The 26,046-nt window shown below is 60.1% G+C and carries 29 protein-coding genes; all 29 read left to right on the top strand.

The features are described 5' to 3' along the window. Positions 1 to 23: 23 nt before the first annotated feature. Entirely contained in the window at positions 24 to 419 is a 396-nt protein-coding gene (flgB, locus tag E9677_RS03015) for a flagellar basal body rod protein FlgB (protein ID WP_136556604.1), read from the top strand. Then, on the top strand, positions 419 to 841 hold the full coding sequence (gene flgC / locus E9677_RS03010) for a flagellar basal body rod protein FlgC (protein WP_136556603.1): 423 nt from the start codon (positions 419 to 421) through the stop codon (positions 839 to 841). The genes flgB and flgC overlap by 1 nt, the downstream gene beginning before the upstream one ends. After that, positions 838 to 1,176 carry a flagellar hook-basal body complex protein FliE gene (locus tag E9677_RS03005; RefSeq protein WP_136556602.1) on the top strand — a complete coding sequence of 113 codons (339 nt, stop codon included), beginning with the start codon at positions 838 to 840 and terminating at the stop codon, positions 1,174 to 1,176. The genes flgC and E9677_RS03005 overlap by 4 nt, the downstream gene beginning before the upstream one ends. Before the next feature lie 15 nt (positions 1,177 to 1,191). Further along, entirely contained in the window at positions 1,192 to 1,980 is a 789-nt protein-coding gene (flgG, locus tag E9677_RS03000) for a flagellar basal-body rod protein FlgG (protein ID WP_112240329.1), read from the top strand. Positions 1,981 to 1,997: 17 nt separating this feature from the next. Further along, complete coding sequence (gene flgA, locus E9677_RS02995) at positions 1,998 to 2,474, top strand: flagellar basal body P-ring formation chaperone FlgA (protein ID WP_136556601.1); 477 nt, start codon at positions 1,998 to 2,000, stop codon at positions 2,472 to 2,474. Continuing rightward, positions 2,471 to 3,592, top strand: coding sequence for a flagellar basal body P-ring protein FlgI (locus E9677_RS02990; protein ID WP_136556600.1), 1,122 nt, complete (start codon positions 2,471 to 2,473; stop codon positions 3,590 to 3,592). Before flgA ends, E9677_RS02990 begins: the two co-directional genes overlap by 4 nt. Next, positions 3,589 to 4,125 (top strand): MotE family protein, encoded by a 537-nt coding sequence (locus E9677_RS02985; protein ID WP_136556599.1) that lies wholly within the window; start codon positions 3,589 to 3,591, stop codon positions 4,123 to 4,125. The genes E9677_RS02990 and E9677_RS02985 overlap by 4 nt, the downstream gene beginning before the upstream one ends. Further along, positions 4,122 to 4,841 carry a flagellar basal body L-ring protein FlgH gene (flgH, locus tag E9677_RS02980; RefSeq protein WP_136556598.1) on the top strand — a complete coding sequence of 240 codons (720 nt, stop codon included), beginning with the start codon at positions 4,122 to 4,124 and terminating at the stop codon, positions 4,839 to 4,841. The genes E9677_RS02985 and flgH overlap by 4 nt, the downstream gene beginning before the upstream one ends. A gap of 21 nt (positions 4,842 to 4,862) precedes the next feature. Next, positions 4,863 to 5,378, top strand: a complete 516-nt coding sequence (locus E9677_RS02975; protein ID WP_136556597.1) for a flagellar basal body-associated FliL family protein — start codon at positions 4,863 to 4,865, stop codon at positions 5,376 to 5,378. Then, a complete protein-coding gene (fliP, locus tag E9677_RS02970) occupies positions 5,375 to 6,112 on the top strand; it encodes a flagellar type III secretion system pore protein FliP (protein WP_136556596.1) in 738 nt (245 codons plus the stop codon). Before E9677_RS02975 ends, fliP begins: the two co-directional genes overlap by 4 nt. A 236-nt stretch (positions 6,113 to 6,348) precedes the next feature. Continuing rightward, positions 6,349 to 7,266: a flagellin N-terminal helical domain-containing protein gene (locus tag E9677_RS02965; RefSeq protein WP_136556595.1), complete on the top strand. Its 918-nt coding sequence runs from the start codon at positions 6,349 to 6,351 to the stop codon at positions 7,264 to 7,266. A gap of 402 nt (positions 7,267 to 7,668) precedes the next feature. Then, entirely contained in the window at positions 7,669 to 8,670 is a 1,002-nt protein-coding gene (locus E9677_RS02955; RefSeq protein WP_136556594.1) for a flagellin N-terminal helical domain-containing protein, read from the top strand. Positions 8,671 to 8,896: 226 nt separating this feature from the next. Next, the gene (locus E9677_RS02950; RefSeq protein ID WP_136556593.1) at positions 8,897 to 9,895 is read left to right on the top strand and encodes a flagellin N-terminal helical domain-containing protein; all 999 of its coding nucleotides are present in this window, start codon (positions 8,897 to 8,899) and stop codon (positions 9,893 to 9,895) included. A gap of 304 nt (positions 9,896 to 10,199) precedes the next feature. Continuing rightward, positions 10,200 to 11,159: a flagellin N-terminal helical domain-containing protein gene (locus E9677_RS02945; protein WP_136556592.1), complete on the top strand. Its 960-nt coding sequence runs from the start codon at positions 10,200 to 10,202 to the stop codon at positions 11,157 to 11,159. A 265-nt stretch (positions 11,160 to 11,424) separates the two neighbouring features. After that, positions 11,425 to 12,072: a FliH/SctL family protein gene (locus tag E9677_RS02940; RefSeq protein WP_136556591.1), complete on the top strand. Its 648-nt coding sequence runs from the start codon at positions 11,425 to 11,427 to the stop codon at positions 12,070 to 12,072. Continuing rightward, positions 12,069 to 13,415: a MotB family protein gene (locus E9677_RS02935; RefSeq protein WP_136556590.1), complete on the top strand. Its 1,347-nt coding sequence runs from the start codon at positions 12,069 to 12,071 to the stop codon at positions 13,413 to 13,415. The genes E9677_RS02940 and E9677_RS02935 overlap by 4 nt, the downstream gene beginning before the upstream one ends. Positions 13,416 to 13,418: 3 nt before the next feature. After that, positions 13,419 to 14,735 (top strand): chemotaxis protein MotC, encoded by a 1,317-nt coding sequence (gene motC / locus E9677_RS02930; RefSeq protein ID WP_136556589.1) that lies wholly within the window; start codon positions 13,419 to 13,421, stop codon positions 14,733 to 14,735. Continuing rightward, on the top strand, positions 14,732 to 16,138 hold the full coding sequence (gene fliK, locus E9677_RS02925) for a flagellar hook-length control protein FliK (protein ID WP_136556588.1): 1,407 nt from the start codon (positions 14,732 to 14,734) through the stop codon (positions 16,136 to 16,138). The genes motC and fliK overlap by 4 nt, the downstream gene beginning before the upstream one ends. Next, positions 16,068 to 16,643, top strand: coding sequence for a transglycosylase SLT domain-containing protein (locus E9677_RS02920; RefSeq protein ID WP_235882841.1), 576 nt, complete (start codon positions 16,068 to 16,070; stop codon positions 16,641 to 16,643). The genes fliK and E9677_RS02920 overlap by 71 nt, the downstream gene beginning before the upstream one ends. A gap of 280 nt (positions 16,644 to 16,923) precedes the next feature. After that, entirely contained in the window at positions 16,924 to 17,595 is a 672-nt protein-coding gene (gene rem, locus E9677_RS02915; protein ID WP_136556586.1) for a transcriptional activator Rem, read from the top strand. Between the two features lie 143 nt (positions 17,596 to 17,738). After that, the gene (locus E9677_RS02910) at positions 17,739 to 18,944 is read left to right on the top strand and encodes a flagellar hook protein FlgE (protein ID WP_136556585.1); all 1,206 of its coding nucleotides are present in this window, start codon (positions 17,739 to 17,741) and stop codon (positions 18,942 to 18,944) included. A 21-nt stretch (positions 18,945 to 18,965) separates the two neighbouring features. Continuing rightward, positions 18,966 to 20,420, top strand: a complete 1,455-nt coding sequence (gene flgK / locus E9677_RS02905) for a flagellar hook-associated protein FlgK (RefSeq protein WP_136556584.1) — start codon at positions 18,966 to 18,968, stop codon at positions 20,418 to 20,420. Positions 20,421 to 20,426: 6 nt separating this feature from the next. Next, positions 20,427 to 21,491 carry a flagellar hook-associated family protein gene (locus E9677_RS02900; protein ID WP_136556583.1) on the top strand — a complete coding sequence of 355 codons (1,065 nt, stop codon included), beginning with the start codon at positions 20,427 to 20,429 and terminating at the stop codon, positions 21,489 to 21,491. 36 nt (positions 21,492 to 21,527) lie between these two features. Then, entirely contained in the window at positions 21,528 to 21,875 is a 348-nt protein-coding gene (gene flaF / locus E9677_RS02895) for a flagellar biosynthesis regulator FlaF (protein ID WP_112240369.1), read from the top strand. Beyond that, on the top strand, positions 21,872 to 22,321 hold the full coding sequence (gene flbT, locus E9677_RS02890; RefSeq protein ID WP_136556582.1) for a flagellar biosynthesis repressor FlbT: 450 nt from the start codon (positions 21,872 to 21,874) through the stop codon (positions 22,319 to 22,321). The genes flaF and flbT overlap by 4 nt, the downstream gene beginning before the upstream one ends. Continuing rightward, positions 22,312 to 22,773 (top strand): flagellar hook assembly protein FlgD, encoded by a 462-nt coding sequence (gene flgD, locus E9677_RS02885; protein ID WP_136556581.1) that lies wholly within the window; start codon positions 22,312 to 22,314, stop codon positions 22,771 to 22,773. The genes flbT and flgD overlap by 10 nt, the downstream gene beginning before the upstream one ends. A gap of 58 nt (positions 22,774 to 22,831) precedes the next feature. Next, the gene (locus E9677_RS02880) at positions 22,832 to 23,098 is read left to right on the top strand and encodes a flagellar biosynthetic protein FliQ (protein WP_136556580.1); all 267 of its coding nucleotides are present in this window, start codon (positions 22,832 to 22,834) and stop codon (positions 23,096 to 23,098) included. A gap of 108 nt (positions 23,099 to 23,206) precedes the next feature. Then, on the top strand, positions 23,207 to 25,294 hold the full coding sequence (gene flhA / locus E9677_RS02875) for a flagellar biosynthesis protein FlhA (protein WP_136556579.1): 2,088 nt from the start codon (positions 23,207 to 23,209) through the stop codon (positions 25,292 to 25,294). Next, on the top strand, positions 25,291 to 26,040 hold the full coding sequence (gene fliR, locus E9677_RS02870; RefSeq protein ID WP_136556578.1) for a flagellar biosynthetic protein FliR: 750 nt from the start codon (positions 25,291 to 25,293) through the stop codon (positions 26,038 to 26,040). Before flhA ends, fliR begins: the two co-directional genes overlap by 4 nt. The last annotated feature ends 6 nt before the right edge of the window (positions 26,041 to 26,046 follow it).

Raw genomic sequence — 26,046 nt, 5'->3', positions numbered from 1 at the left:
CAATAATAGACGGAGTGATGTGAATGAATCCCATCCAGTTGTTCGAGCTGGCCTCCCGACAGGCGGAATGGCTTTCGGTGCGCCAGCAGGTCGTGGCGACCAACATCGCCAATGTGAACACGCCGAAATTCGCGGCCAAGGACATCACGCCCTTCAGCGCGGTTCTGGACAAGACCGGCACGGTGCAGGGCATGGCCGTGACCCAGCCGGGCCACATGGCATCCAACGATTTCTCCAACAGCAACATTGCCGTCGAGGAAGAAGATCTCAGCAATGAGATCGGCATCCAGGAATCGGGCAATACCGTCGCATTGTCGGACGAGTTGAGAAAAACGGGCGAAATCAAGCGCAACCACGAACTCAACACCTCCCTGATGTCCTCCTTCCATCGCATGATGCTAATGACGGTGAAACGCTGATGACTGATCCATTGCTGGCGAGCCTGAAGGTTGCGGGAAGCGGGCTCGAAGCCCAGTCGACGCGCCTTCGTATCGTCTCCGAAAACATTGCGAATGCCCGCACGACCGGCGACACGCCCGGTGCGGATCCTTATCGCCGCAAGACGATCACCTTCGGGGCAGAACTTGATCGCGCGACCGGTGCCCACACCGTCGAGGTCAAGAAGCTCGGTGTCGACTTCGCTGACTTCACCGAGGAATACGACCCGGGCAACCCTGCCGCCGATGAGCGCGGCATCGTCAAGATGCCGAACGTCAACATGCTGATCGAAATGGCAGACATGCGCGAATCCAACCGTTCGTATGAAGCGAATCTGCAGACCATCAAGCAGACACGCGACATGATTTCCCAAACCATAGCGCTGCTGAAGGCCTCACAATGATCGAATCCATCACCAAGACCAGCGCTCTTTCCGGCATGAATGGCCTGGATTCGCTTTCGAGCTCCTTCTCCACCAAGGGCCTGACCGCCGAGGGCACAACGCCTGGAACCGCCACCGGCGAAACCTTCATGGCGGCACTCAACAACATGGCGGCGCAGGCAGCCGGCGATCTGAAGCAAGCGGAACAGACCTCGTTCGACGGCCTGATGGGCAAGGCGAACACCCGCGAAGTGGTCGATGCCGTCATGCAGGCGGAACAGTCGCTCCAGACGGCGATCGCCTTCCGCGACAAGATCGTCAACGCCTATCTCGACATCACGAAAATGCAGATCTAGCAGGGGTACCGAACTATGAGAGCGCTCGCCATCGCAGCCACGGGTATGGACGCCCAGCAGACCAACCTCGAAGTCATCGCGAACAACATCGCCAACATCAACACGACCGGCTTCAAGCGGGCGCGTGCTGAGTTTTCCGACCTTCTTTATCAGACGGAACGCGCCCAGGGCGTGCCGAACCGTGCCAACCAGGCCATCGTGCCGGAAGGCGCCAATATCGGTCTCGGTGTCCAGACGGCGGCCGTCCGCAACATCCATACGCAGGGCCAGCTGACCCAGACCGGCAACGAACTCGATCTCTCCCTGATCGGTCGAGGCTGGTTCCAGATCGAAAGCCCCGACGGCGCGACCCTCTACAGCCGCTCCGGCGCCTTCAACATGAATGCGGAAGGTCAGCTCGTCACCATCGACGGCTACCTCGTGACGCCGCAGATCACCATTCCGCAGGATGCGAGCGAAGTCGTCATCAGCCGGACCGGTCAGGTCCAGGCCCGCATCGGCAACGATGCCGACTACACCGACCTCGGACAGCTGACGATCGCCAACTTTGTCAACGAAGCCGGCCTGAAGCCACTCGGTGACAACCTCTTCGCCGAGACCGCCGCTTCGGGTGCCGCCATTGTCGGCGCGCCGGAAGATCCGGGCTTCGGCTACATCAAGCAGTCCTACCTGGAAGCTTCGAACGTCGACTCGGTGAAGGAGATCACGGACATGATCTCGGCCCAGCGCGCCTACGAGATGAATTCCAAGGTGATCACCACCGCCGACGAGATGGCTCAGATCGTCAGCAAGAACCTCAAGTAAGACAACCGGAGGCAAACATGAGGTTTCGCCGCGAAATCGGAAATGCCCTGCGCGCGCTGGCGCTTGTCGCCACTGCCCTCGGCTTCGGCGTCAGCCCGGCGTCGGCGCAGAACACGGCCGTGATCCCCAAGCAGGTGATCTACCCCGGCGAAACCATCGCATCCGAACAGGTCGACGTCGTCGCCGTGACCAACCCCAATCTTGCGGGCGGCTACGCCCGCACCCGAGAGGAAGTGGTCGGCATGGTGGCGAAGCGAACCCTGCTGCCTGGCCGTACGATCCCGGTCCATGGTCTGCGGGAAGCATTCGCGGTGAAGCGGGGGACGGGCGTCCGTCTGACCTTCGCGATCGGCACCATGCTGATCAGCGCGAGCGGCACCCCCCTGACCGACGCCTCCGTCGGCCAGGTCGTCAAGGTTCGCAACATCGATTCCGGCTCGATCGTGTCAGGCACGGTCATGGCCGATGGTACCGTACAGGTGATGGCAAAATGAGACTGATCGCACCCATGCGGATCGCATTCTGTGCGCTGGCGCTGGTTCTGGCTCCCCTCGAGCCGGCGCTCAGTGCCAATTCGCGCATCAAGGATATTGCCTCACTCCAGTCCGGTCGCGACAACCAGCTGATCGGCTACGGTCTGGTGGTCGGCTTGCAGGGAAGCGGCGACAGCCTGCGCTCCTCGCCCTTCACCGACCAGTCCATGCGCGCCATGCTTCAGAACCTCGGCATCTCGACCCAGGGCGGCCAGTCCAACGCCAAGAACGTTGCCGCCGTCATGGTGACCGCCAATCTACCGCCCTTCGCCAGCCCAGGCAGCCGCATCGATGTGACCGTGAGCTCGCTGGGCGACGCCACATCCCTGCGTGGCGGCACGCTGGTCATGACCTCGCTCACGGGTGCGGACGGCCAGATCTACGCCGTCGCCCAGGGCTCGGTCGTGGTCTCCGGCTTCAACGCTCAGGGTGATGCGGCAACCGTGCAGGAGGGCATCACCACCTCGGGCCGCGTTCCGACGGGCGCGATCATCGAGCGCGAACTGCCGTCCAAGTTCAAGGACAGCGTCAATCTCGTGCTGCAGCTGCGCAATGCGGACTTCACCACCTCCCTGCGCGTCGCCGACACCATTAATGCCTATGCTGCCGCCAATTACGGCGCACCGATCGCCGAGGCGCGCGACAGTCAGGAAATCGTGATCCAGAAGCCGCGCACGGCAGACCTCGCGCGCCTGATGGCCGATATCGAGAACCTGGTGGTCGCAACCGATTCACCCGCCCGTGTCGTCATCAACGAACGGACCGGCACCATCGTCATCGGTGCCGATGTCCGCGTCTCGCGCGTGGCGGTGAGCTATGGAACCCTGACGGTTCAGGTGCAGGAGACCCCGCAGGTCATACAGCCGGAACCCTTCTCGCGTGGCGAGACGGCGATCCAGCCGCAGACCGACATTTCAGTTCAAAAGGAAGGCGACAAGATCGCCATCGTCGACGGCCCTGATCTCCGAACACTCGTCAGCGGCCTCAACAGCATCGGCGTGAAGCCGGATGGCATCATTGCGATCCTCCAAGGCATCAAGTCTGCCGGTGCGCTTCAAGCGGAGCTCGTGCTGCAATGATGAAGCTCAGCCATAACAGGTTCGCCCGCACCGCTTTGCGCAACGTCGCAGTCGTGCTGGCCATCGCCACGCTTCCGGCCTTCGCGCAGACCGCTGTCGGCCAACAGCAACCGGCGGTAAGCGCCACGGAAGCCGAAATTCGCCAGTTCTGCACCGGCATCGCCGATGCCGCTCGCGACCAGCGCTATCTGCTGCAGAAGCAGGAGCTGGAAAAGCTGCAGGCGGATGTCGACGGCCGTATCGCCATCCTCGAGCAGCGCCGCGAGGAATACGAGGACTGGCTGGGCCGCCGGAACGAATTCATGAAGCAGGCCGAGGGCCAGCTTGTCGAGATCTACAAGAAGATGGCGCCGGATGCGGCTGCCCCGCAGCTGGAGGAGACGAACGTCATCCTCGCCGCCGCCATCATCATGAAGCTGCCACCGCGTCAGTCCAGCCTCATCCTGACCGAGATGAGCCCGGAGAAGGCGGCGCAAGTCGCCTCGATCATGTCGAGCGCCGGCGACCCCAATACCTCGAAGGACCCGTCATGATGAAGCGTTACCCGGCTCTGCTGGCCGTTCTCCTCCTCTCTGGCTGCCAGAGTCAGACCATCAAGGAAATCGGCAACGCGCCTTCCATGAGCCCGATCGGGTCCGGTCTGCGCTACAGTCAGACCCCACAGATGGCCATGTATCCGAAGCAGCAGGCCCAGACCGCGAGCGGCTATTCTCTCTGGAGTGACAGCCAGTCGGCACTGTTCAAGGATGCGCGCGCCTTGAATGTCGGGGATATCCTCACCGTCAATATCGAGATCAACGACCGGGCCTCGTTCAACAACGAGACCGACCGCAGCCGCGACAACAATACCGGCCTCTCCTGGGGTGCGGAGATCTCAAACTTCCTCGGCTTCTCAACCGACACAGGGACAACAGGCGATCTTTCCACCGATTCGACCACCAGTTCGTCTGGCAAGGGCTCGACCGAGCGTTCGGAGCGGCTGAACCTTCTCGTGGCCGCCGTCGTGACCGGCGTGCTGGAAAACGGCAACCTGCTGATCAGCGGTTCCCAGGAAGTGCGCGTCAATCACGAACTGCGCATCCTGAACGTCGCCGGTATCGTCCGTCCGCAGGATGTCGATGCCGAAAACGAGATCTCCTACGATCGGATCGCCGAGGCGCGCATCTCCTATGGTGGCCGTGGCCGCCTGACAGAGGTGCAGCAGCCGCCGATCGGCCAGCAGGTCGTCGATATATATTCGCCCTTCTGACCGGGCCCGAGGGACAGCAAAATGGAACAACCTCAGGAAGGCGAAGGCAAGAAGAAGTCCGGGATGATGGCACTCGTCATCCCGCTCGTCGTGCTGACCGCAGTCGGTGGCGGTGGCGGCTGGGTCATCGGCAACATGCTGGCCCCCCAGGTGAAGCAGGCCGACGAAGCGGCAAAGGCGGCGGAAGCGGCGGCCGGCGAGCACGGCGAGGCGAAAAAGGACGAGGAGGGGCTCCCTCCGATCTCCACCGAGGCGAACGGCGTGGTTGCGCTCGAGCCGATCACCACCAACCTCGCTTATCCTTCAGAAAACTGGATTCGGCTCGAGGTTGCGCTGATGTTCAACGGTGCGCCGGACGTCAAGATCGCCGAGGACGTGCACCAGGACATCATGGCCTATCTGCGCACGGTGTCGCTACAGCAGGTCGAAGGCCCGAGAGGCTTTCAATATCTCAAGGATGACCTTCAGGAGCGAGTTGACCTGCGCTCGGAAGGCCGCGTATCCAAGGTGATGTTCAGAACGCTCGTGATCGAATGATTCGGTTTCTCATCTTCGTCGCTGTCATGATGATGGCGCCGGAACTGGCTGTGGCCCAGCAGTTCCCGACGGATATCTTCAACACCCCGATCGATGGATCGGTGGCGGCGTGGATCATTCGTACCTTCGGTCTGCTCACGGTGCTGTCGGTAGCACCTGGCATCCTGATCATGGTGACGAGTTTTCCGCGTTTCCTGATCGCCTTTTCGATCCTGCGCTCCGGCATGGGGCTCGCGTCCACCCCATCCAACATGATCCTGACCAGCATGGCGCTCTTCATGACCTTCTATGTCATGGCGCCCACCATGGACCGCTCCTGGCGTGAGGGCGTCCAGCCGCTTCTCAACAACCAGATCACGGAAGGGGAGGCGGTCGCCCTGATCGCCGAGCCCTTCCGCACATTCATGACGGCAAACACGCGCGACAAGGATCTCGCACTCTTTGTCGATATCGCCAACGAGCGCGGTCAGGCGACGGTCGTCGATGGCCAGGTCGATTATCGCGTGCTCATTCCGGCCTTCATGCTGTCGGAGATCCGCCGAGGCTTTGAAATCGGCTTCCTGATCATCCTGCCCTTCCTCGTCATCGATATGGTGGTCGCCACGATCACCATGGCCATGGGTATGATGATGCTCCCGCCCACCTCGATCTCCCTGCCGTTCAAGATCCTGTTCTTTGTGCTGATCGACGGCTGGAACCTGCTCGTCGGCAGTCTCGTCAGATCGTTTGCTTAACAGCCGGGACGTTTCCTCAGCGACCGTTATGCCCTTGTTTACCATGGGTTCCTTAACCCCGGCATTGCACCCTCCGGGTTAAGGTGTTGGCAATGAATGACTGCGAGTTTGGTCCTCGCACGACGGGTCTGGTAGCAACGAAAAATACCAAAAGGCATGATGCCGAACGTTCGTGACCGGTAAGTTTTTCAGTCCGGTATGTCCCCTCCTGTATCTCGTTTAAGGGACAAAAAAACATGGCCAGCATTCTGACCAACTCCAGCGCAATGTCTGCGCTCTCCACTCTGCGCTCGATCGCTTCCAGCATGGAATCGACGCAGAACTCGATCTCGACCGGCCTGAAGGTTTCCAAGGCATCTGACAACGCTGCTTACTGGTCGATCTCGACGACCATGCGTTCCGACAACATGGCTCTGTCCGCCGTCACCGACGCTCTCGGCGTGGGCGCTGCCAAGGTCGATACCGCCTATGCCGGTATGGATTCTGCAATCGAAGTCGTCAAGGAAATCAAGGCTAAGATCGTTGCCGCCAAGGAAGAAGGCGTCGACAAGACCAAGATCCAGGACGAAATTACCCAGCTCCAAGAACAGCTCGTTTCGATCGCGAAGAGCTCGTCCTTCAACGGCGAAAACTGGATTGCCGGTACGGCCGGCGACAAGACCGTCGTCAGCGGTTTCGTTCGTGGCTCTGACGGCAATGTCAGCGTCAAGACGACCGAATACACCATGGACGACGACTCCATGCTGTACACCTTCGACGCTGACGGCCTGGTCGAAGACGACAACGGCATCCTCGGCGCCAACGGCGACACTATCACTGTCGATGGCACGGACTACACGACGATCGCCGTCAAGGACATCGACGTTGAGACTGACGACATCGACGCCGCTCTGGTGTCGGTCGATGCTGCTCTCGAGAAGATGACCAGCGCCGGCGCAAAGCTCGGTTCGATCTCTTCCCGTATCGAACTGCAGACCGACTTCTCCGAGAAGCTGTCTGACGCCATCGAAAAGGGCGTTGGCCGTCTCGTCGACGCTGACATGAACGAAGAGTCGACCCGCCTCAAGGCCCTGCAGACCCAGCAGCAGCTGGCAATCCAGGCGCTCTCGATCGCCAACAGCGACTCGCAGAACATCCTGTCGCTCTTCCGTTAAGCGCCAAAGACAGTCGGCCCGTAAGGGCCGGCTAGACTGTCCCGACGCCGATATGCCTTGGTGGCTGACCAGAGGTGCGCGAAGGGAAGGCTTCAACATCCGGAGGCTGATCCGGACACGAGGCAAGGCAAAGGCCGCGTTCGGAAACGAACGCGGCCTTTCCGTTTTGTTAAACATGATCTGCTACGCGCGCGCACGCGCGAAGGTTGCAAAAAAATCTAGAAAAAATCAGTTTCCCGTTCTCGTTTAGGCCTTCATTAACCTTGATAGTTTTATCTAGGCTTATCGAAACGGCGAGCTAACTCTTAAAAATCAGCCAGTTAGCAGGCATGATGCTGTGCGCCGTTACCGGTGAGACCGGAATGTCCCTTCTTAGTCAGCCATTCAAGGGGCACTACTACTATGACGAGCATTCTTACCAATATCGCCGCCATGTCGGCACTCCAGACGTTGCGCTCGATCGGCAGCAACATGGAAGACACACAGGCCCGCGTATCCTCCGGTCAGCGCGTCGGCGAAGCCTCCGACAACGCTGCCTATTGGTCGATCGCCACCACCATGAAGTCCGACAACATGGCGCTTTCCGCCGTGTCTGACGCTCTCGGCCTCGGCGCCTCCAAGATCGATACCGCCTATGCCGGTATGGAATCTGCGATCGACGTCGTTAAGGAAATCAAGGCCAAGCTGGTCACCGCCACCGAAGAAGGCGTCGACAAGGCCAAGGTTCAGGAAGAAATCACCCAGCTCCAGCAGCAGCTGCTGTCGATCGCACAGTCCGCTTCCTTCAGCGGTCAAAACTGGATTGCCGGTGGTACGGACACGGCAACCGCGGGCACCACGGAAGACGTCACTGTCGTATCCGGTTTCGTTCGCGACGCCAATAACAACGTTGCAGTCAAGACGACGACCTATACGCTGGACGCCACGACCGCTGGCAGCATGACCCTTCTGTTCGGCGGCGATGCCGACGGCGCTATCGACACCGCTTCCGGTATCCTCGGCCTGACCGCTGCAGACTTCACGACGACCGACTTCGACTCGACCGCAGCAGGTGTTGACGGCGCAGCCACCGCCGTTGGCGGCTTCTCCGTCTACACGCTGGACATCAACGGTTTTGACGGCGCGGCCATGGCTGAAGCCCTGACGCTCGTCGACGCCGCCCTGGCATTCATGACCAGCGCCGGTGCAGACCTCGGCTCGATCTCGATGCGCATCGAACTGCAGGAAAGCTTCGTCAACAAGCTGTCCGACTCGCTCGACTCCGGTATCGGCCGCCTCGTCGACGCAGACATGAACGAAGAGTCCACCCGCCTCAAGGCACTGCAGACCCAGCAGCAGCTGGCCGTCCAGTCGCTCTCGATCGCCAACTCTTCCACGGAAGTCATCCTCTCGCTCTTCCGTTAAGACTGAAGAGACACGACAGCATCGAAGCCGCCCTCCGGGGCGGCTTTTTGCGTCTTAACAGATTTTTCAGATCCGCTTAACCATCCGTTAACCATACGCCCTTTACATGAGGGTCATGTAACGATGAGTTAACCAAGACGAAGAACTGGTTAAGGGCATTAAGCCGTGTCATCGTTCCCGGAGAGACCGGGATGTCCCCAGAACTAGCCATTTAAGGGACACGACCGTGACCAGCATTTTGACGAACAACGCAGCGATGGCTGCACTTCAGACACTCCGCTCGATCGACTCGAAGATGCAGGATACGCAAGCGCGTGTGTCCTCCGGTCTGCGCGTCGGGGGAGCCTCCGACAACGCCGCCTACTGGTCGATTGCGACCACGATGCGCTCAGACAACATGGCACTGTCCGCCGTTCAGGACGCCCTCGGTCTCGGCGCTGCCAAGATCGACACTGCCTATGCCGCGATGGAAAGCTCCATCGAAGTCATGAAGGAAATCAAGGCAAAGGTTGTCGCCGCCACCGAAGAGGGCGTCGACAAGAACAAGATCCAGGAAGAAATCAACCAGCTGCAGGAGCAGCTCCGCTCGATCTCCGAATCGGCGAGCTTCAGCGGCCAGAACTGGGTTGCAACCGGCAATGACACGGTGACGGCACCCGTCGATGTGACGGTCGTCTCCGGCTTCATCCGCGACTCGAGCGGCAATGTTTCGGTTTCGACGACGCTCTATTCGCTCGATGCGACGACCGCAGACGGTATGACCGTTCTGTTCGGTGGTGATGCGACGGGGTTGATTGACTACAACTCCGGTATCATCGGCAGCATATCCGATACCTTTGACGCCTTTGTCGACTGGAATAATGACGGAACACTGGGCGATCCGGCCGCCGAAATCGCAGGCGTCTCCATCGACCAGCTCGACATCACCACCTTGACCACTGCCGGGATGCAGGAAGCCCTCTCGCTCGTCGAGTACGGCTTGCAGCAGATGACCAGTGCGGCAGCTGCTCTCGGCTCCATCTCCATGCGCATCGGCATGCAGGAAGACTTCGTCGCGGCTCTGACCGACTCGATCGACAGTGGTGTCGGTCGTCTCGTCGATGCCGACATGAACGAAGAATCGACCCGCCTCAAGGCCCTGCAGACCCAGCAGCAGCTGGCCATCCAGTCGCTCTCGATCGCCAACACCTCTTCCGAAAGCATCCTGACACTCTTCCGTCAGTAAGCGGCGCTCTGGCTAGGGGCGACTTCGTCCCGCCCTGACAGTGTCGGATGTTCTCGGTGTGAATCCGCGCCTCGCAAGAGGCGCGGATTTTCGTTTCAGCCTTGCGCGAAACTTTTGCACTTTTCCTTTTGGCGACAAAAGCGCTCTGAATATGTTGCCAGATCCCGCTCCCCTCTGTTAACTGCCCACGTTAACGTTTTGTTAACGGTGACGGGGACTGCGCGCATGCGCGGTCTGCATGATGCCCTCCCGTCTTGCCGGCCAGCGCCGGATGCGCAGTCCTGAACGCTTAGGGGCACCAAGCATGACCAGTATTATGACCAATGCGGCCGCCATGGCGGCGCTGCAGACGCTTCGTTCGATCGACAATAACCTCGAGACGACCCAGCGGCGCGTTTCCTCGGGTTACCGGGTTGAGACCGCAGCAGACAATGCCGGCTATTGGTCGATCGCCACCACGATGCGCTCCGACAACGCAGCGTTGTCGACCGTTTCCGACGCGCTCGGCCTCGGCGCTGCCACGGTTGATACCGCTTACACGGCCCTCGACAACGTCGTCGACGTGATGTCCACGATTAAGGCGAAGCTGGTCGCGGCGAGCGAGCCCGGCGTCGACAAGAACAAGATCAACGAGGAAATGACGCAGCTGAAGAATCAGCTGATCTCGGCAGCGCAGTCCGCCTCCTTCTCCGGCGAAAACTGGCTCTACAACACGAATGCAGCACCTCTCGGTACGAAGCAGGTCGTCTCATCCTTCGTCCGTGGAGCGGATGGCAGCGTGCAGGTCACCACACTCGACTTCAACACGGAAGAATCCGTCCTCATCGACATCCAGGATGCCTCCCAGGGCTTCCTCACAAAGTCGATCGACGCCGATGCGCTGCGCAACACCGGACTGGGTGCGCGCGAATATTACCTTCTCGACATGGGCGCACCGACCGGCGGCGACGAGATTGTGATAGACACCGACACTGACAAGCAAGCGCTCGACGACATGATTGCCGTCGTCGATAACGTCATCCAGCAGCTGACCGACGCTGCTGCGACCCTCGGCGCGATCACGTCCCGCATCGAGATGCAGGACAACTTCGTCTCGAACCTCATGGACGTGATCGACAAGGGCATCGGCCGTCTGGTCGATGCCGACATGAACGAGGAATCGACGCGTCTGAAGGCTCTGCAGACCCAGCAGCAGCTCGGCATCCAGGCCCTCTCGATTGCCAACAGCAGCGCCGAAAAGCTCTTGACGCTCTTCCAGCGATAAGAGTTGAAACGCCGGATGTGAGAGGATCCGGCGTCTCCGTGCCGTTTTAGACCAGGTCGGCGCTCAACACATTCATCTTCGCGCAAGTTTGAACCCCTAGCTTCATGGAGAGCACGTGGCACGACTGCGCCGATCCGTGCCGAATGAGCTTCGACCGATCCTGGAAGATGAAAGAACGTGTACGGGACATGCTGATGTTTGATCTTCTTCTCGTGCAAGGCCGCATCTGCGGATCCCAAACTGTCGCCGATGGAGGCGATTGCTTATGAGCATGCGTTTGGCCAGCTACCTCAAGGACTTTTCCACCGCGGCAGCGCCACCTGCGCCGTCGGCGCCGGCATTCGACATACCGTCGGTGGATGCGTTCGACATGGATTTTCCGGCTCTTCCGGAGCCTGAGCCGGTGGATGTAGAGGCCATCCGGCGCGAAGCCTATGCCGAAGGTCACGAGGCGGGCGAGAAGGCTGTAGAAGAACGTTTCGAAGTGGAGCGTCAGGCCATGGAGATCGCGCATGCCCAGGCACTTGCTGAACGTGACCAGAAGCTGCGCGACGAATTTGCCGAGATTCTTGCGACGAAGCTGCCCGATGTGATCCGGAACATGTCGATTGCCGTCAGCGAGCAGGCGGCGATCGCACTTGCGCCTGTAATCGGCGAGGCGCTCGCCGAAAAGGCCGTCAAGGATCTCTCCGACCTTCTGCAGGCGGCGATCGCTTCTGGCGAGGCCGGGAAGATCGACGTGAAGGGCCCGCGCCACCTGTTCGAAAAACTCCAGGCAGAAATGCCCGAACATACGAGCTTCCTTCGCCATACGGAGGATGACGATCTCGACCTGACCGCCGAGTTCGGTGACGCCGCACTCGTGACGCGCATTTCTGCATTTACGGCGAGCCTGAAGAAAGTTCTGGCATGAGTGACGAAAACCACCACCACGGCAAGAACGAGATCATCATCGTCAAGCGTCACAAGGGTGACCACGATGGCGCTCATGGCGGCGCCTGGAAGATCGCCTATGCCGACTTCATGACCGCGATGATGGCCTTCTTCCTCGTCATGTGGCTGGTCAATGCCGCCAATGAGGAAACCAAGGCCTCGGTCGCCAGCTACTTCAACCCAATCCAGCTCGCCGACGAAAAGCCCACCGAGAAGGGCCTGGAAAAGCCGGTCGAGACCAGCGAAGGCGAGGAGAAGAAGGAGCGGTCCCAGGTCGACGAGGACGAGGACAAGGTCGGTTCGGCCGCCGCGACAGGCGACGATCAGACGGCGTCCTCGGGCGACGAGGCGAACTACTCAGAGGCCGATTTCTTCGAAAATCCCTATTCCGTTCTGGCCGAAATCGCGCAGGAAGTCGGCCAGCAGGCCAATGTCAGCGCCAAGGGGGAGGGCGGTGCAGCCGATTCCGGCCCATCGACCGGCGCACAGGGCGGTGAAGCCTATCGCGATCCTTTCGATCCGGATTTCTGGACCCAGCAGGTTCAGACGGCCAACGGTCCGCCGGGCGAGCCGACCGATGCCCAGACACCGGCGGAACAGGCACAGACCGCTGCCCCTCCGCTGACAGATCCGGCTGAAGCGTCCACCGAGCCGGACCAGCAGATTGCTCTTGTCGTTCCCGGCCAGAAGCCGCAGATCGAGGCAACACCCGCCGGGGCCCTGCCGGATGAAAAGCCGGCTGAAGGCGAGGCTGACAAGACGGACGTCGGCAAGGCCGATCAATCCGATCTGGATAAACAGGACAAGCCCGAAATCGTTGAGATGGATCCGACGGCCGACGAGCAGCTCAAGGTGCAGCTCGCCGCCGCCGATGAACTCAAGGCGGAGATCGAGAACGCGATCGGCGGTGCCGCCGGCAAGCTCGCCGAAGGCCTCATCGTCACGCCGACCGAAGGCGGGCTCCTGGTGACCATCAGCGACCAGAGCGACGCCGCAATGTTCAATGTCGGTTCTGCCGTCCCGCGCCGCGAGCTCGTGCTCGCCATGGAGCGGCTCGGTCAGATCCTCGAGGAGAAAGCCGGACGCATCGTTATTCGCGGGCATACCGATGGCCGCCAGTTCCGGGGAACGGAAAACGACAACTGGCGCCTCTCGATGGCCCGCGCCCATAGCGCCTATTACATGCTGGTACGCGGTGGCTTGAGCGAAGGTCGCGTCGAGCAGGTCTCCGGATTCGCTGACCGCCGCCTGCAGGTGCCGGACGATCCGCTGGCCGATTCCAACCGCCGCATCGAGATCCTCATCGAAGCGGAGCAGGGATAAGCTATGGCGATCCGGCGCTTGTCTCTCCGCCTGTTGCTATCCGGTCTGACCGTTCTCGCGGTCGGATCGTTTGGCCATGCGCAGACGGTAGACGACACGCTCGAGCCCTATCGCATGCTGCGCTCGCTGCAATTCGTCCAGGATACTGTTGTCCGGGGGGATCATTCCGCAGCCGATATGCAGCGCTTCATGCTGGGCACGATTGACGACCGCCTGCGCACTGCCGATCGCAGGGTTTATCAGGATCCGCGCAATGTGGATGCAGCTTTGATCTATGCCATGAGCGGTGGTAACCCGGCGACGCTGGAATATCTCGTCGCGCGTGATGTCGATGGCAATTTCGACAACCGCGTGAGCGATGCGCTTCGCAAATATCTGAGCGGCAAGGGCACACTGATCGCCAAGAGCCTCGGCGATATCGCGAACGAGTACAAGAACGCCAAGATCGGTCCTTACCTCGCGCTCGTGGCCGGCAATGTCACCCTGACCAAGGATCCGGCAGCCGCGTTGAAGTTCTACGACTGGGCACGGCTGACGGCGCCGGGCACCATCGTTGAAGAGGCAGCGTTGCGCCGTTCTCTCGCGGTCGCCGTCGATGCCAAGATCGTCGACAAGGCCTCGCTTTACGCCAATGGTTACGCGCGCCGCTTCCTCTATTCTCCTTACGCCAGCCAGTTCGCGGATCTCTTCGTGCGGTTTGTCGTCGAACATTACGAGGTCTTGAAGCCCCAGGATATCGAGGCGACACTCGGTTACATGGATGTCGACAGGCGACGCGAAGTCTACCTGCGCGTTGCGCGCGAAGCCGCGATTGCTGGACGCAAGGAACTGGCGACCATGGCATCCGACCAGGCCAAGCTGCTCTCGGGCAGTGAGGAAGGGGCCGACGCTCTCGCCAACCTGTACGGAAGCCTCGTCGGCGTGCCGACCGAAAACGTCGATGACGCCATGGCGGTCCTGATGCAAATCCCGGAAGAGGCGCTCTCGCCACGCGACAGAGCCCTGCGCCAGGCGGCCGAGACCGTGGCGAAGGAGGTTCTGCGCAAGCCCCAACCGAGCCCGCCTCCTCAAGCGACACCCCTCGTAGAACAAGGCGCAGGCGAAGTCGCCGACGCCGATCCGGATCTGCAGGATCCCTTCGCCCAGCCATCGCAGACGGAACCGACACCCGTATCGGCGCCGGTAGAGCCAGCCGTGGCCGAGGCGAGCAGGCCGGCGGTCGAGCAGGCGGACATCGACCCGGAACTGCGCAGCTTTGTCGACACGGGTCGCTCAAAGCTCGACGCCATTGACGATCTTCTCAAGAAAGAAGGCCCATGACCATGATGGACGCACTCTCAGCCCCCAGACTGCCGGACAGTGCGGCATCGACCAGCCATGGCCGCAGTGACAAAGCCGAGGACGGTGGCGGTTTTGCCAAGGTCCTGTCGAGTTCGGGCGAAAAGGATCGTGGTTCCCGCGACAAGGAGACCGCAGCTGATGATCCGTCCGAGGTCGAGACCGCAGATGCGAAGACCACGGGCAGGGCGGCTTCGGCCAAGGACAAACGTCCGCTGATCGACATTGGCAATACACCGACAACCGAGTTCGAGGGCTTGCCGGCCGATCTCTCTGTCGATGAACTCGCCCGCCTGCTGGCAGCAGTGCGAGCCAAGGGCAAGGATCAGGACGGTGATACGCCCGGGGTCGATATCCAGGGTCTCGATCCGAAACTGAAGGCAGAGCTTGCCAAGGCCTTGGCGGCGGCCCGTGACAAGAAGGCTTCGGCAGAGGGCGAGCCGACGACGGCCGAGCCCGTTTCGGTGGAGGATATCCAGACCGATACTCAGGCGCCCGATCTCATCGACGTGCTCAAGTTGTTGGCCGGCGGTGAAGCTGCGACGTCCGGTCTTGATGACGTGAAGGCGACGACCGAAAAAAGTGACAAGGACGAGCCGAAGCTGAAGATGGCGGATGCTTCGCTCATTCAGGCAGTCGCCGGTGACCAGGCGGATGCGTCCAACTCTGAAGGCGGACAGTCGCAGGACGATCGCGACTTCCGTTTTGTCAGGGCGGATGGCAAGGGGCAGCCGCTCCTGCTGCGCGGTGAGGGGACGAATGGTCCGGAACAGTCCGAGCAGAAGGCGGTCGAGACGGTCACCGTCGTCGACAGCCGTCGCTACATCGCTCCGGTCTCCACCACCAATGCGGCATCGATTACAGCAGCCATGGTCGGCGATGGCGAATGGGTTTCGGCCATGTCGCCTGGCTCGGAGCTGGCCAATGCAGCCGCCCAGTCCAGTCAGGGCAAAGTCGTGCACACGCTGAAACTCCAGATGTCCCCGATCGAGCTCGGTAGCGTCACTGCTACCCTTCGCCTCTCGGGTGACGAGCTCAGCGTTCAGCTGACAGTCGACAATGCGGCGGCCCTGCGCCAGTTGACCAACGACCAGAGCGACATTCTGAAAGCGCTGCGGGCACAGGGCCTCGTGGTGGATCAGGTTCAGGTGACCATGCAGGTCGCCTCGACAGATCGCACTGCCGATACCGGCCAGAATGCTTCCCAGGGCCAGCAATCCGGCCAGCAAACCTCCCAACCGGGAAGCCAGGGTGGAAGCGAACGGCAGCAGCAGGGTGAAACGGCAGGTAGCGGAGCGAGGGCAGGGGATGAGCGTGTGGTTCAAGCGACAGATACTGCAACTTCCGACGCTCGCGGCGCTCGCCCTGATCAGCTTTACCTCTGAGGCCGCGGCCAATCGCGGAGCCTGTGAAGGCGCAATCAGTGCCGCGGCTGCCAAATACGGCATCCCCGAGGGCATCCTCTATTCGGTCGGTCTGACGGAGACCGGGCGCAAGGGGAGCCTGCAGCCCTATGCCATGAACGTTGAGGGAAAGGCGCATTACTTCGATGGGCTGGAGGATGCCTTGCAGGCCTTTCAGAACGCCCGGCAAGGCGGTGCTGTTCTGATCGACGTGGGTTGCATGCAGATCAATCAGCACTTCCATGGTGAGCAGTTCACCAGCGTAGAGGCCATGTTCGACCCGAGGCGCAATGTGGAATATGCGGCACGCTTTCTGAGCGACCTGCACGGTCGTCACGAAACATGGACCATGGCGGTTGCGCGTTACCATGCGGGGCCGAACAACGACCCGGCTCAGAAACGATATGTCTGCCGCGTGATTGCAAATCTTGTCGCCACAGGCTACGGAAACTGGACGCCCAATGCGCGACAATTTTGCGGTGAATAGCAACCCTTGATTGATTGACAGCCATGATTGTGCCGATTTGCCAAATGTGGCAAGACTGCGATCAGGATGGCATTAGCAAGACCTTGTGCGAAGCTTGCGTTAACTTTTCCACTGAAAATTTGTGCCATGGTTCGCTTCAGACCACTATATATAGTTCAAATCGGCACCGAATGGTTAATCAATCGTTAATTACTATGGTTAAGATCTCCTAGTTGTTCATGATTCCCCCGATTCGTACCCATGGTGCATCGAAACACCACACTGATTCGGAGGCGGCTGAATGATCGTCGTGGTAGATGAGCGCGAGCTCGTGAAAGACGGATACACTTCACTATTTGGGCGCGAGGGGATTCCCTCGACCGGTTTCGACCCTCGCGAGTTCGGCGAATGGGTCAATACGGCGGCAGACAGCGACATCGCTGCCGTCGAAGCATTTCTCATCGGCCAGGGCGAGGACACCCTGGAATTGCCGCGTGCGATCCGTGATCGGACCCAGGCGCCGGTGATCGCTGTCAGCGATCACCCTTCCCTTGAGGCCACTCTGGCGCTTTTCGATTGCGGAGTCGATGACGTCGTACGTAAGCCCGTTCATCCACGGGAGATCCTGGCGCGTGCCGCTGCGATCCGTCGGCGTCTGCGGGCGATCACCAACTTCACCGAGATCGGTCCGATCAAGGTCTTCTCCGACGGTCGTGATCCCGAGATCGCCGGCGACGTCTTCGCCTTGCCGCGCCGTGAGCGCCGCATCCTGGAATACTTGGTCTCCAACCGCGGACGCCGTGTGTCGAAGACCCAGATCTTCAACGCGATCTACGGCATCTTCGACGAGGAAGTCGAAGAAAACGTAGTCGAAAGCCACATCTCCAAGCTTCGCAAGAAGCTTCGCAAGAAGCTCGGTTTCGACCCCGTCGATTCCAAACGCTTCCTCGGCTACTGCATCGACTGGAGCTGATATCTACCCCGCGGCCGCCCTTGTGCGGCCGCAGTTTTTTCGTCGCGACGAGACGGAAAAAGAAGCGGGGCTTTCTAGCCAGACAGCTTCACGCAAGGCCCACCTCATACTCTCCCCCTTGACTACAAAACGAGGATTTTGACATGAGCCTTTACGGAACCATGCGAACCGGTGTCTCCGGCATGAATGCCCAGTCGAACCGGCTGAGCACTGTCGCTGATAACATCGCCAATTCCAGCACCGTCGGCTACAAGAAGGCCTCGGTGCAGTTTTCATCCATGATTTTGCCGACCACGAACGGCGCCTACAATTCGGGCGGTGTCGAGACGGACGTGCGCTACTCGATTTCGAGCCAGGGCACCTTCAGCTACACGACGTCGACGACCGACCTCGCGATCAACGGCGACGGCTTCTTCATCGTCAAGGGCGATGACGGCACCCCTTACATGACGCGCGCTGGTTCCTTCGTCCTTCAGGATGACGGCACGCTCAAGAATACGGCCGGTTACACGCTGCAGGGTTATCCATACGACTCAGCTACTGATCCGACTATCGTCGTCAACGGGTTCGACGGTCTGGAGCCAGTGGATCTCTCGGGCGCAGGTATTACCGCTGTTGCCTCGACGACGGGCGTGCTGAACGTCAATCTGCCGAACTCAGCCGCTGACGGCGACATCCAGACGACGTCGCTCAAGGTTTACGACAGCCAGGGCACCAGCCGTCTGATCACCTTCACCTATGAGAAGATCGCTGACAATCAGTGGGAAGTTTCCGCCGTGGAAGACGACGGCGGCACCCAGGTTGTGACGCCGACACTGCTCGAATTCGACACAAACGGTAACCTGATCGATCCGGTTCCACCGCAGCTCGATATCCTCACCTACAACATCGCCGGCGCGGTCGTCGAAAACATCGCAATCGACATCGGCAATACCACCCAGCTCGCCTCTGACTTCTCGGTCGAAGAGGGTAAGGTCGACGGTAACGACGCCTCGAAGGTTAAGGGTTACGAGATCGACGACAAGGGCATCGTGTCGGTCGCTTACGACAACGGCGCACTCGTGCCGCAGTTCCGCGTGGCTCTCGCCAGCGTCCAGAGCCCGGACAACCTCAACCCGGTTGCCGGCAACATGTACACCCAATCAAACGATTCCGGTGTCGTCATCCTCGGTTATGCCGGCTCCAGTGGCTTCGGCACGATCCTGTCCGGCGCCCTCGAAGACTCCAATGTGGACGTCGCTGAAGAGCTCACGGCCATGATCGAGTCCCAGCGGAATTACACCGCAAACTCCAAGGTTTTCCAGACCGGCTCCGAATTGATGGAAGTCCTGGTCAACCTGAAGAGATAATCGAAAGAGTAGGTTAGTCCTATGTCGCTTGCATCTGCACTCAACACGGCCAACTCGATTTTCCGGAACACGTCGCAGCAGACGTCCGTAATCTCGACGAACATCGCCAACACCGGCAACGAAAACTACGTTCGTCGCGATGCGGTGGTCGTGCAGACCATCTACGGTGCAACGACGGTGCAGAACGAGCGGTCGCAGCAGATGGCGCTGCTTCGCCAGATGTCATCCTCGACCGCGCAGCAGAGCGCGCAGTCGACTCTGCTCGATGGACTGACCACGCTCTCCGATGCACTCGGCGGCAACGATTACGAGCTGTCGCCCTCCGCCTATCTCGCCAACCTGCAGAGCAGTCTGCAGTCGTTTGCCGCATCGCCTGGCGAGTATGCACTCGCCTCCACGGTGGTGACGGACGCCATAGACGTGGTCAACTCGCTCAACAATGCGACCGCCACGACACAGGAACTCCGTGAAGACACGGACGCCCAGATGTTCGAGCAGGTGGAGACGCTGAACAAGCTGCTCGCCGAGTTCAAAATCGTCAACGACACGGTGGTCCGTCAGACGGCGACCGGCGGCAATGCCGACGACTACCTTGATCGTCGCGATACCTTGTTGAAAGACATCTCCAAGATCGTCGGTGTGTCCGTGAACATGCGCGATAACAGCGACATGGTCCTCTACACCTACGACGGCACCACGCTGTTTGAAACCGACCCGCGCGAAGTCAGCTTCGTCCGCACCTATACCTATGACTCCACGGTCACCGGCAATGCGATCTACATTGATGGCACGGTGGTTCGGGCGGGTGTCGGCGGAAACACGGATGGCCAGGGTTCGCTCGCTTCGCTGGTGCAGATCCGCGACGTCATCGCCCCCACCTTCCAGACCCAGCTCGACGAAATTGCTCGTGGCCTGATCGAAGCCTTCCAGGAAGTCGATCTCGGTGGCGGCGGTGAACTGCCCGGCCTGTTCACCTGGCCGGGTGGCGTCGTTCCGGCGACGGGCACTGTCGAGCCTGGCCTTGCCAATCTCATCCGCGTCAATCCGGCGGTTCGCTCCGATGCCGGTGGCGATCCGATGCTGATCCGCGACGGCGGCATCAACGGCGCTGCCTATGTCCAGAACGTGGATGGCTCCTCGGGTTACACCGATCTCATCAACTCGTATGTGGATGAACTTGCGGCAAATCGCAGCTTCTCCGCCGATGCCGATCTCAAGACAGATGCAAGCGTCCTGTCCTTCGCCAGCAACTCGATCGGCTGGCTCGAAGAACTGCGGTCGAATGCGACGACGGCCAACGAAAACAAGCAGGCGCTCTACGAGCGTACCTTCCAGACCTACTCTTCCAAGACGGCCGTCAGCCTCGACGAAGAGCTCTCGCTCCTGCTCGATGTAGAGCAGTCCTACAAGGCCGCGGCCAAACTCGTCTCCACCGTCGACGAGATGCTGAAGGCTGTTCTCGAAATGGCGGGGTAACCCCTGATGTCGACAGCCAGCGTTTCCAACCTCTCGACCCAGACGTCCATGCGCCTGACGATCCGGCAGGCGCAGAACGAACTTCTGAAGGCGCAGCAGGAGGTCAGCACCGGATTCTACGCCGATATCGGCGCGGAACTGGGCAGCAAGACATCGACGGTCGTCGATCTCAATCGCGAGAGCTTGCGGCTGAACTCGATGATCAGCAACAATTCGATCGCAACCCAGCGCCTCTCCGCTTCCCAGGAAGCCCTCAAGCAGATCGCGACCGCCGCGGAAGAGATGAACAACGCGCTGATCACGATCTCTGGATCGTCCAACAGCGACACGGTCAACACGACGGTCATGACTGTGACGAACTCTCTATCGACGATGACCAGCATGGCCAATCAGGCGGCCAATGGCGAATTCCTGTTCGCCGGCATCAACACCGACGTCAAGCCGCTCGAAGAATACACCGAAACGTCTGCTGCCAAGACCGCCTTCGACAACGCCTTTACCGCATACTTCGGCTTTCTGCCGACAGATACGGCCGGCACGGCAACGATCGTCGCCAGCGGCGCGGTCCCGAGCATGGAAGACTTTATCGGCTCCGTACTCGAGCCGATGTACACGGGAGCCGATTGGAACACTGATTGGTCGAGCGCCACCGACCAGGCGATGACGAGCCGCATCACACAATCGGAAACCGTCCAGACATCGACCTCGGCCAACGAGGACGGCTTTCGCTACTTCGCGCTCTCGGCCATCGTGACGAAGGAACTGATGACGATCGGCGCGCCCGCCAACGCCGTCACCGTCGCGATCAACAAGGCTATCGACTATACCGGCCGCGCCATCACCGGCATCAATTCCACCCGATCCGCACTCGGCTTGTCCGAGAACCGCATCGAGAAGGCGGATGCCTCGCTGAGGATCCAGGTCGACATCATCGAGACCAGCCTGTCGGGCAAGATTGAAGTAGATGCGTACGAAGCGTCGACTCGCGTTAACTCTCTGCTGTCCATGGTGGAAGCATCTTACACCCTGACCGCGAGGATCCAGGGGTTGAGTCTTGTAAACTACCTTTGATGAGCAAAGGGTGAAATGAAACTGAAGGGCAACTGAATGTACCAGTTCTCATATGCCGAAATTATGGAAGATGGCGTCGCCGACGCCAAGGAGCGCGAACGGCAGGCCCTTGACCGTTGCATCCAGCTTCTGAGCGCGGCCCGGGAGAAGAAGGGCTATTCCCGCGAAGCGATCGAAGCTCTGTTTTATACTCGCCGTGTTTGGGTCCGGCTGATCGAAGATCTGCAAAACCCCGAGAACCAGCTGGGCGCCGAAATACGCGCCAATCTGATTTCCATCGCCATCTGGATTTTGAAAGAGTGTGACCGGATCCGTAAGCGTGAGTCCGAAAACTTCCAGGGCATAATCGACGTGACAACCATCATCAGGGATGGACTTAAATGAAGAGCACTTTGCGCATCTCGCTCAAGTCGGGCGAACGTATTTTTATCAACGGAGCGGTTCTTCGCGTCGACCGCAAGGTTGCCCTAGAATTCCTGAACGATGTGACGTTCCTGCTCGAGAACCACGTTCTGCAGCCGGAGCAGGCCACGACGCCGCTGCGTCAGCTCTACTTCATCGCTCAGATGATGCTGATCAATCCGGAAGGCAAGGACCAGTCGCTCGCGATGTTCCGCAAGTCGGTGATCATGCTGCTCACCTGCTTCGAAAACGAGGAGATCCTCGCCGAGCTGAAGCGCATCGACGGCATGGTCTCTTCGGGACGCGCGTTTGATGCCCTGAAGGCGATCCGCCAGCTCTACCCGATCGAAGACCGGATCCTGAACAATCAGGAAATGGCGCCTGCGACGATCGAACAGATCCGCAAGGAGATCGCGCCATGGCGGTAGATCCGGTAACCGGCGCCGCCAGCACGACCACCACGTCGTCGACCAACAACAGCACGGCCGGCAAGGCGGCTGAGAAGGCGTCGATCGACTATGACAGCTTCCTGAAACTCCTCATCGCCCAGATGAAGAACCAGGATCCGACGGATCCGATGGACGCCAGCGAACAGATCTCGCAGCTCGCGACCTTCTCCCAGGTCGAGCAGTCGATCCAGATGAACTCGAATCTCGAGACGCTGATCACAGGCAACGCCCTGACGAACGCATCGTCCTACATCGGCAAGACGATCACCAGCGCGGACGAAAAGACGAGCGGCATAGTGGCCTCGGTCCGGGTCTACAGCGATACGATGATTGCCACCACGACCGATGGCAAGGAAATCCCGATCGTCGTCGGTGTCCGCGTCGGCACGAAGCCTGAGACCGTGCCTGAAACCGAGACGGCCGACACCTGATATGCTAGGCCTTTCGGAGTGGAGGGCATGATTCGCCGCTCCGGAAGGATATCGTCTCATGAATGAGGCAGACGCTCTCGACATTTTGCAGGCAGCGATCTGGACGATCATCATCGCCTCTGGTCCGGCGGTTGCCGCCGGCATGATCGTCGGTGTCGCCATCGCCCTGATCCAGGCGCTGACCCAGGTTCAGGAAATGACACTGACCTTCGTGCCGAAGATCCTCGCGATCATGATCACCATCGGCATTTCCGCTCCCTTTGTCGGTGCGCAAATCAATCTCTTCACGACCCTCGTCTTTTCGCGGATCGAGTCCGGCTTCTAGCGACGACCGGTCTGACACCCTCGCGCAAGCTTCGACCGCTATCTCTCGGAAGCAGACTGCCGGAAGTATGATCTTCCGGATGACTTCTCATGAAGAGATGGAATGGACATGGCGCAACCACCTGCACTCGTAATCCCGAAGGTGAGCCCCAGCGGGCGTGACATCGGATTCGCGTTCGGGATCGTGATGATCCTGTGCATCCTCTTCCTGCCGATCCCGCCTTTCCTCATCGATGTCGGCCTCGCATTCTCGATCGCCCTATCCGTCCTGATCCTGATGGTGTCGCTGTGGATCCAGCGCCCGCTCGACTTCTCGTCTTTCCCGACCATCCTGCTGATCGCCACCATGATCCGCCTGTCGCTGAACATCGCGACGACGCGCGTAATCCTCTCGCATGGGCACGAGGGACATGGTGCAGCTGGCGGTGTGATCGCCGGCTTCGCCAATCTCGTCATGGGTGGTGACTTCGTCATTGGTCTGATCGTCTTTCTCATCCTGATCACGGTTAACTTCATCGTCATCACCAAGGGTGCCACCCGTATCGCGGAAGTCGGCGCCCGCTTCACCCTCGATGCTATCCCCGGCAAGCAGATGTCGATCGACGCCGACCTGTCGGCCGGCATCATCGACGAAAAGGAAGCACAGCACAGACGCCGCGAACTGGAGCAGGAAAGCTCCTTCTTCGGCGCCATGGACGGTGCTTCGAAGTTCGTCCGCGGCGACGCGATCGCGGGCCTCATCATCACTGCCATCAACGTCGCCGGCGGCATCATCATCGGCTACTTCCGCCACGGCATGGAATTGGGCGAAGCGGCCGACGTCTTCGTCAAGCTTTCCGTCGGCGACGGTATCGTTTCGCAGGTTCCGGCGCTCATCGTTTCGCTGGCAGCCGGCCTCTTGGTCTCGCGCGGCGGCACGCCCGGCTCGACCGACGAGGCTGTGGTCAATCAGCTGAGCGGCTATCCGCGCGCGCTGTTCGTGGCCTCGGCACTGATGGGTGCACTCGCTATCGTGCCAGGTCTGCCGATCATCCCGTTCGCTATGCTCGGTGGTATCATGGCTTTCGGCGCCTGGTTCATCCCGCGCCAGCTCGAAGCCGCGAGCAAGCTGAAGCGTGAGACCGAGGAAAAGAAGGTCATCCAGAACAAGGAAGCCGAGAAAGATTCGGTCAAGTCGGTCCTGAAGACCTCGGAAATCGAGCTCGCCCTCGGCAAGCTCGTCTCGACACGCCTCCTCGGCGCCCACCAGGAACTCGCCTTCCGCGTCGGCAAGATGCGCAAGAAATTCGCCAGCCAGTACGGTTTCGTGGTCCCGGAAATCAAGGTCACCGACGATATCGCAATCCCGGAAAAGGCCTACCAGATCCGCATCCACGGCACGACGGTCGCGTCCAACAACCTGCGTGTCGGCGAAGTTCTCGTCGTCACCGGCTCCGGCCGCAAGCCGAACGTTCCGGGCGACGAAATCCGCGAACCCGCATTTGGCATGCCTGCGGTCTCTGTCCTTGAAACCTTCACGGAAGAACTGAAACGCGAAGGTTTCCACCCGATCGACAACGTGTCGGTCGTCTTGACACACGTCTCGGAAGTCATCCGCAACAACCTGCCACAGCTCCTGTCCTACAAGGACGTCAAGGTGCTGATCGATCGCCTAGATCCAGAATACAAGAAGCTCGCCGACGAGATCTGCTCGTCGCACATGTCCTATTCCGGTCTGCAGGCCGTGCTGAAACTGCTCCTGGCCGAACGTGTGTCGATCCGAAACCTGCACCTCATCCTCGAAGCCGTCGCCGAACTCGCGCCGCATGTCCGCAAGACGGAGCAGATCGTCGAGCATGTTCGCGTGCGCATGGCCCAGCAGCTCTGTGGTGACCTGACCGACAATGGCGTGCTGCGCGTACTGCGACTCGGCTCCAAGTGGGATCTCGTCTTCCACCAGGCCCTGAAGCGCGACGCCAAGGGCGAAATCGTCGAATTCGATATCGATCCGCGCAGCCTCGAAGAGTTTTCCGAACAGGCGAGCCAGGTTATCCGTGAATTCATGGACCGCGGCCTGCCCTTCGTTCTTGTCACGTCGCCCGAAACGCGGTCCTATGTGCGCATGATCATCGAACGACTCTTTGCCACGCTGCCGGTCCTCTCCCATGTGGAACTGGCCAAGGGCATCGAGATCAAGATTTTGGGCTCCATTTCATGATTGCTGACCCGCAGGGGACTGTGCTGGTACTGTTTGCGATCTTCTGTCGCATTGGCTCCTGCATCATGACCCTGCCGGGCTTCTCCTCCGCCCGCATTTCGGTGACGGTTCGATTTTTCCTGGCATTCGCGGTCTCCATGGCGATGACCCCGCTGCTGTTCGACCAGCTTTACCCGCGTGTCTCCGTGGGCGGAGCCACGCTGGTCGGCGTGATCGTCGCCGAAATTTTGATCGGCATGATGTACGGCCTGGTGCCGCGCCTCTACGTGCTCGGATTGCAGTTTACGGGCTCGGTCGTGTCCATGGCGATCGGTCTCAATACGCCAGGCGCTATGGATATTCTCGAAGACACGTCCGAAAACCAGATGACCAACCTGATTTCCTTCGGCGGCCTGCTGCTGCTCTTCATGATGGATTTCCACCATGTCGTGTTCCGCGCGCTGGTCGATTCCTACACCGTCATGCCGCTGGGCGGCATGCCGGACAGCCAGAAGATGCTGATCACGCTGACCGACACCTTGTCGCAGACCTTCATGCTGATGCTGCGATTGGCGAGCCCCTTCATGATCTTCGGTCTGATGTTCAACGTCGCCGTCGGTCTGGTGAACAAGCTCGCGCCGCAGGTGCCGGTCTTCTACATCTCGACTCCGTATCTTCTGCTGGGCGGCCTCCTGCTGGTCTATTTCACCATCGCTGCCATGGTCATGCAGTTCGCCCAGAATTTCCCGACGATCTTCAACTTCTGAGGAGGG

It is taken from the genome of Peteryoungia rhizophila (assembly GCF_004912145.1).
GTDB lineage: Bacteria > Pseudomonadota > Alphaproteobacteria > Rhizobiales > Rhizobiaceae > Allorhizobium > Allorhizobium rhizophilum.
The sequence above is the reverse complement of the archived record's forward strand: the minus strand, read 5'-3'. Positions and strand labels throughout refer to the sequence as shown.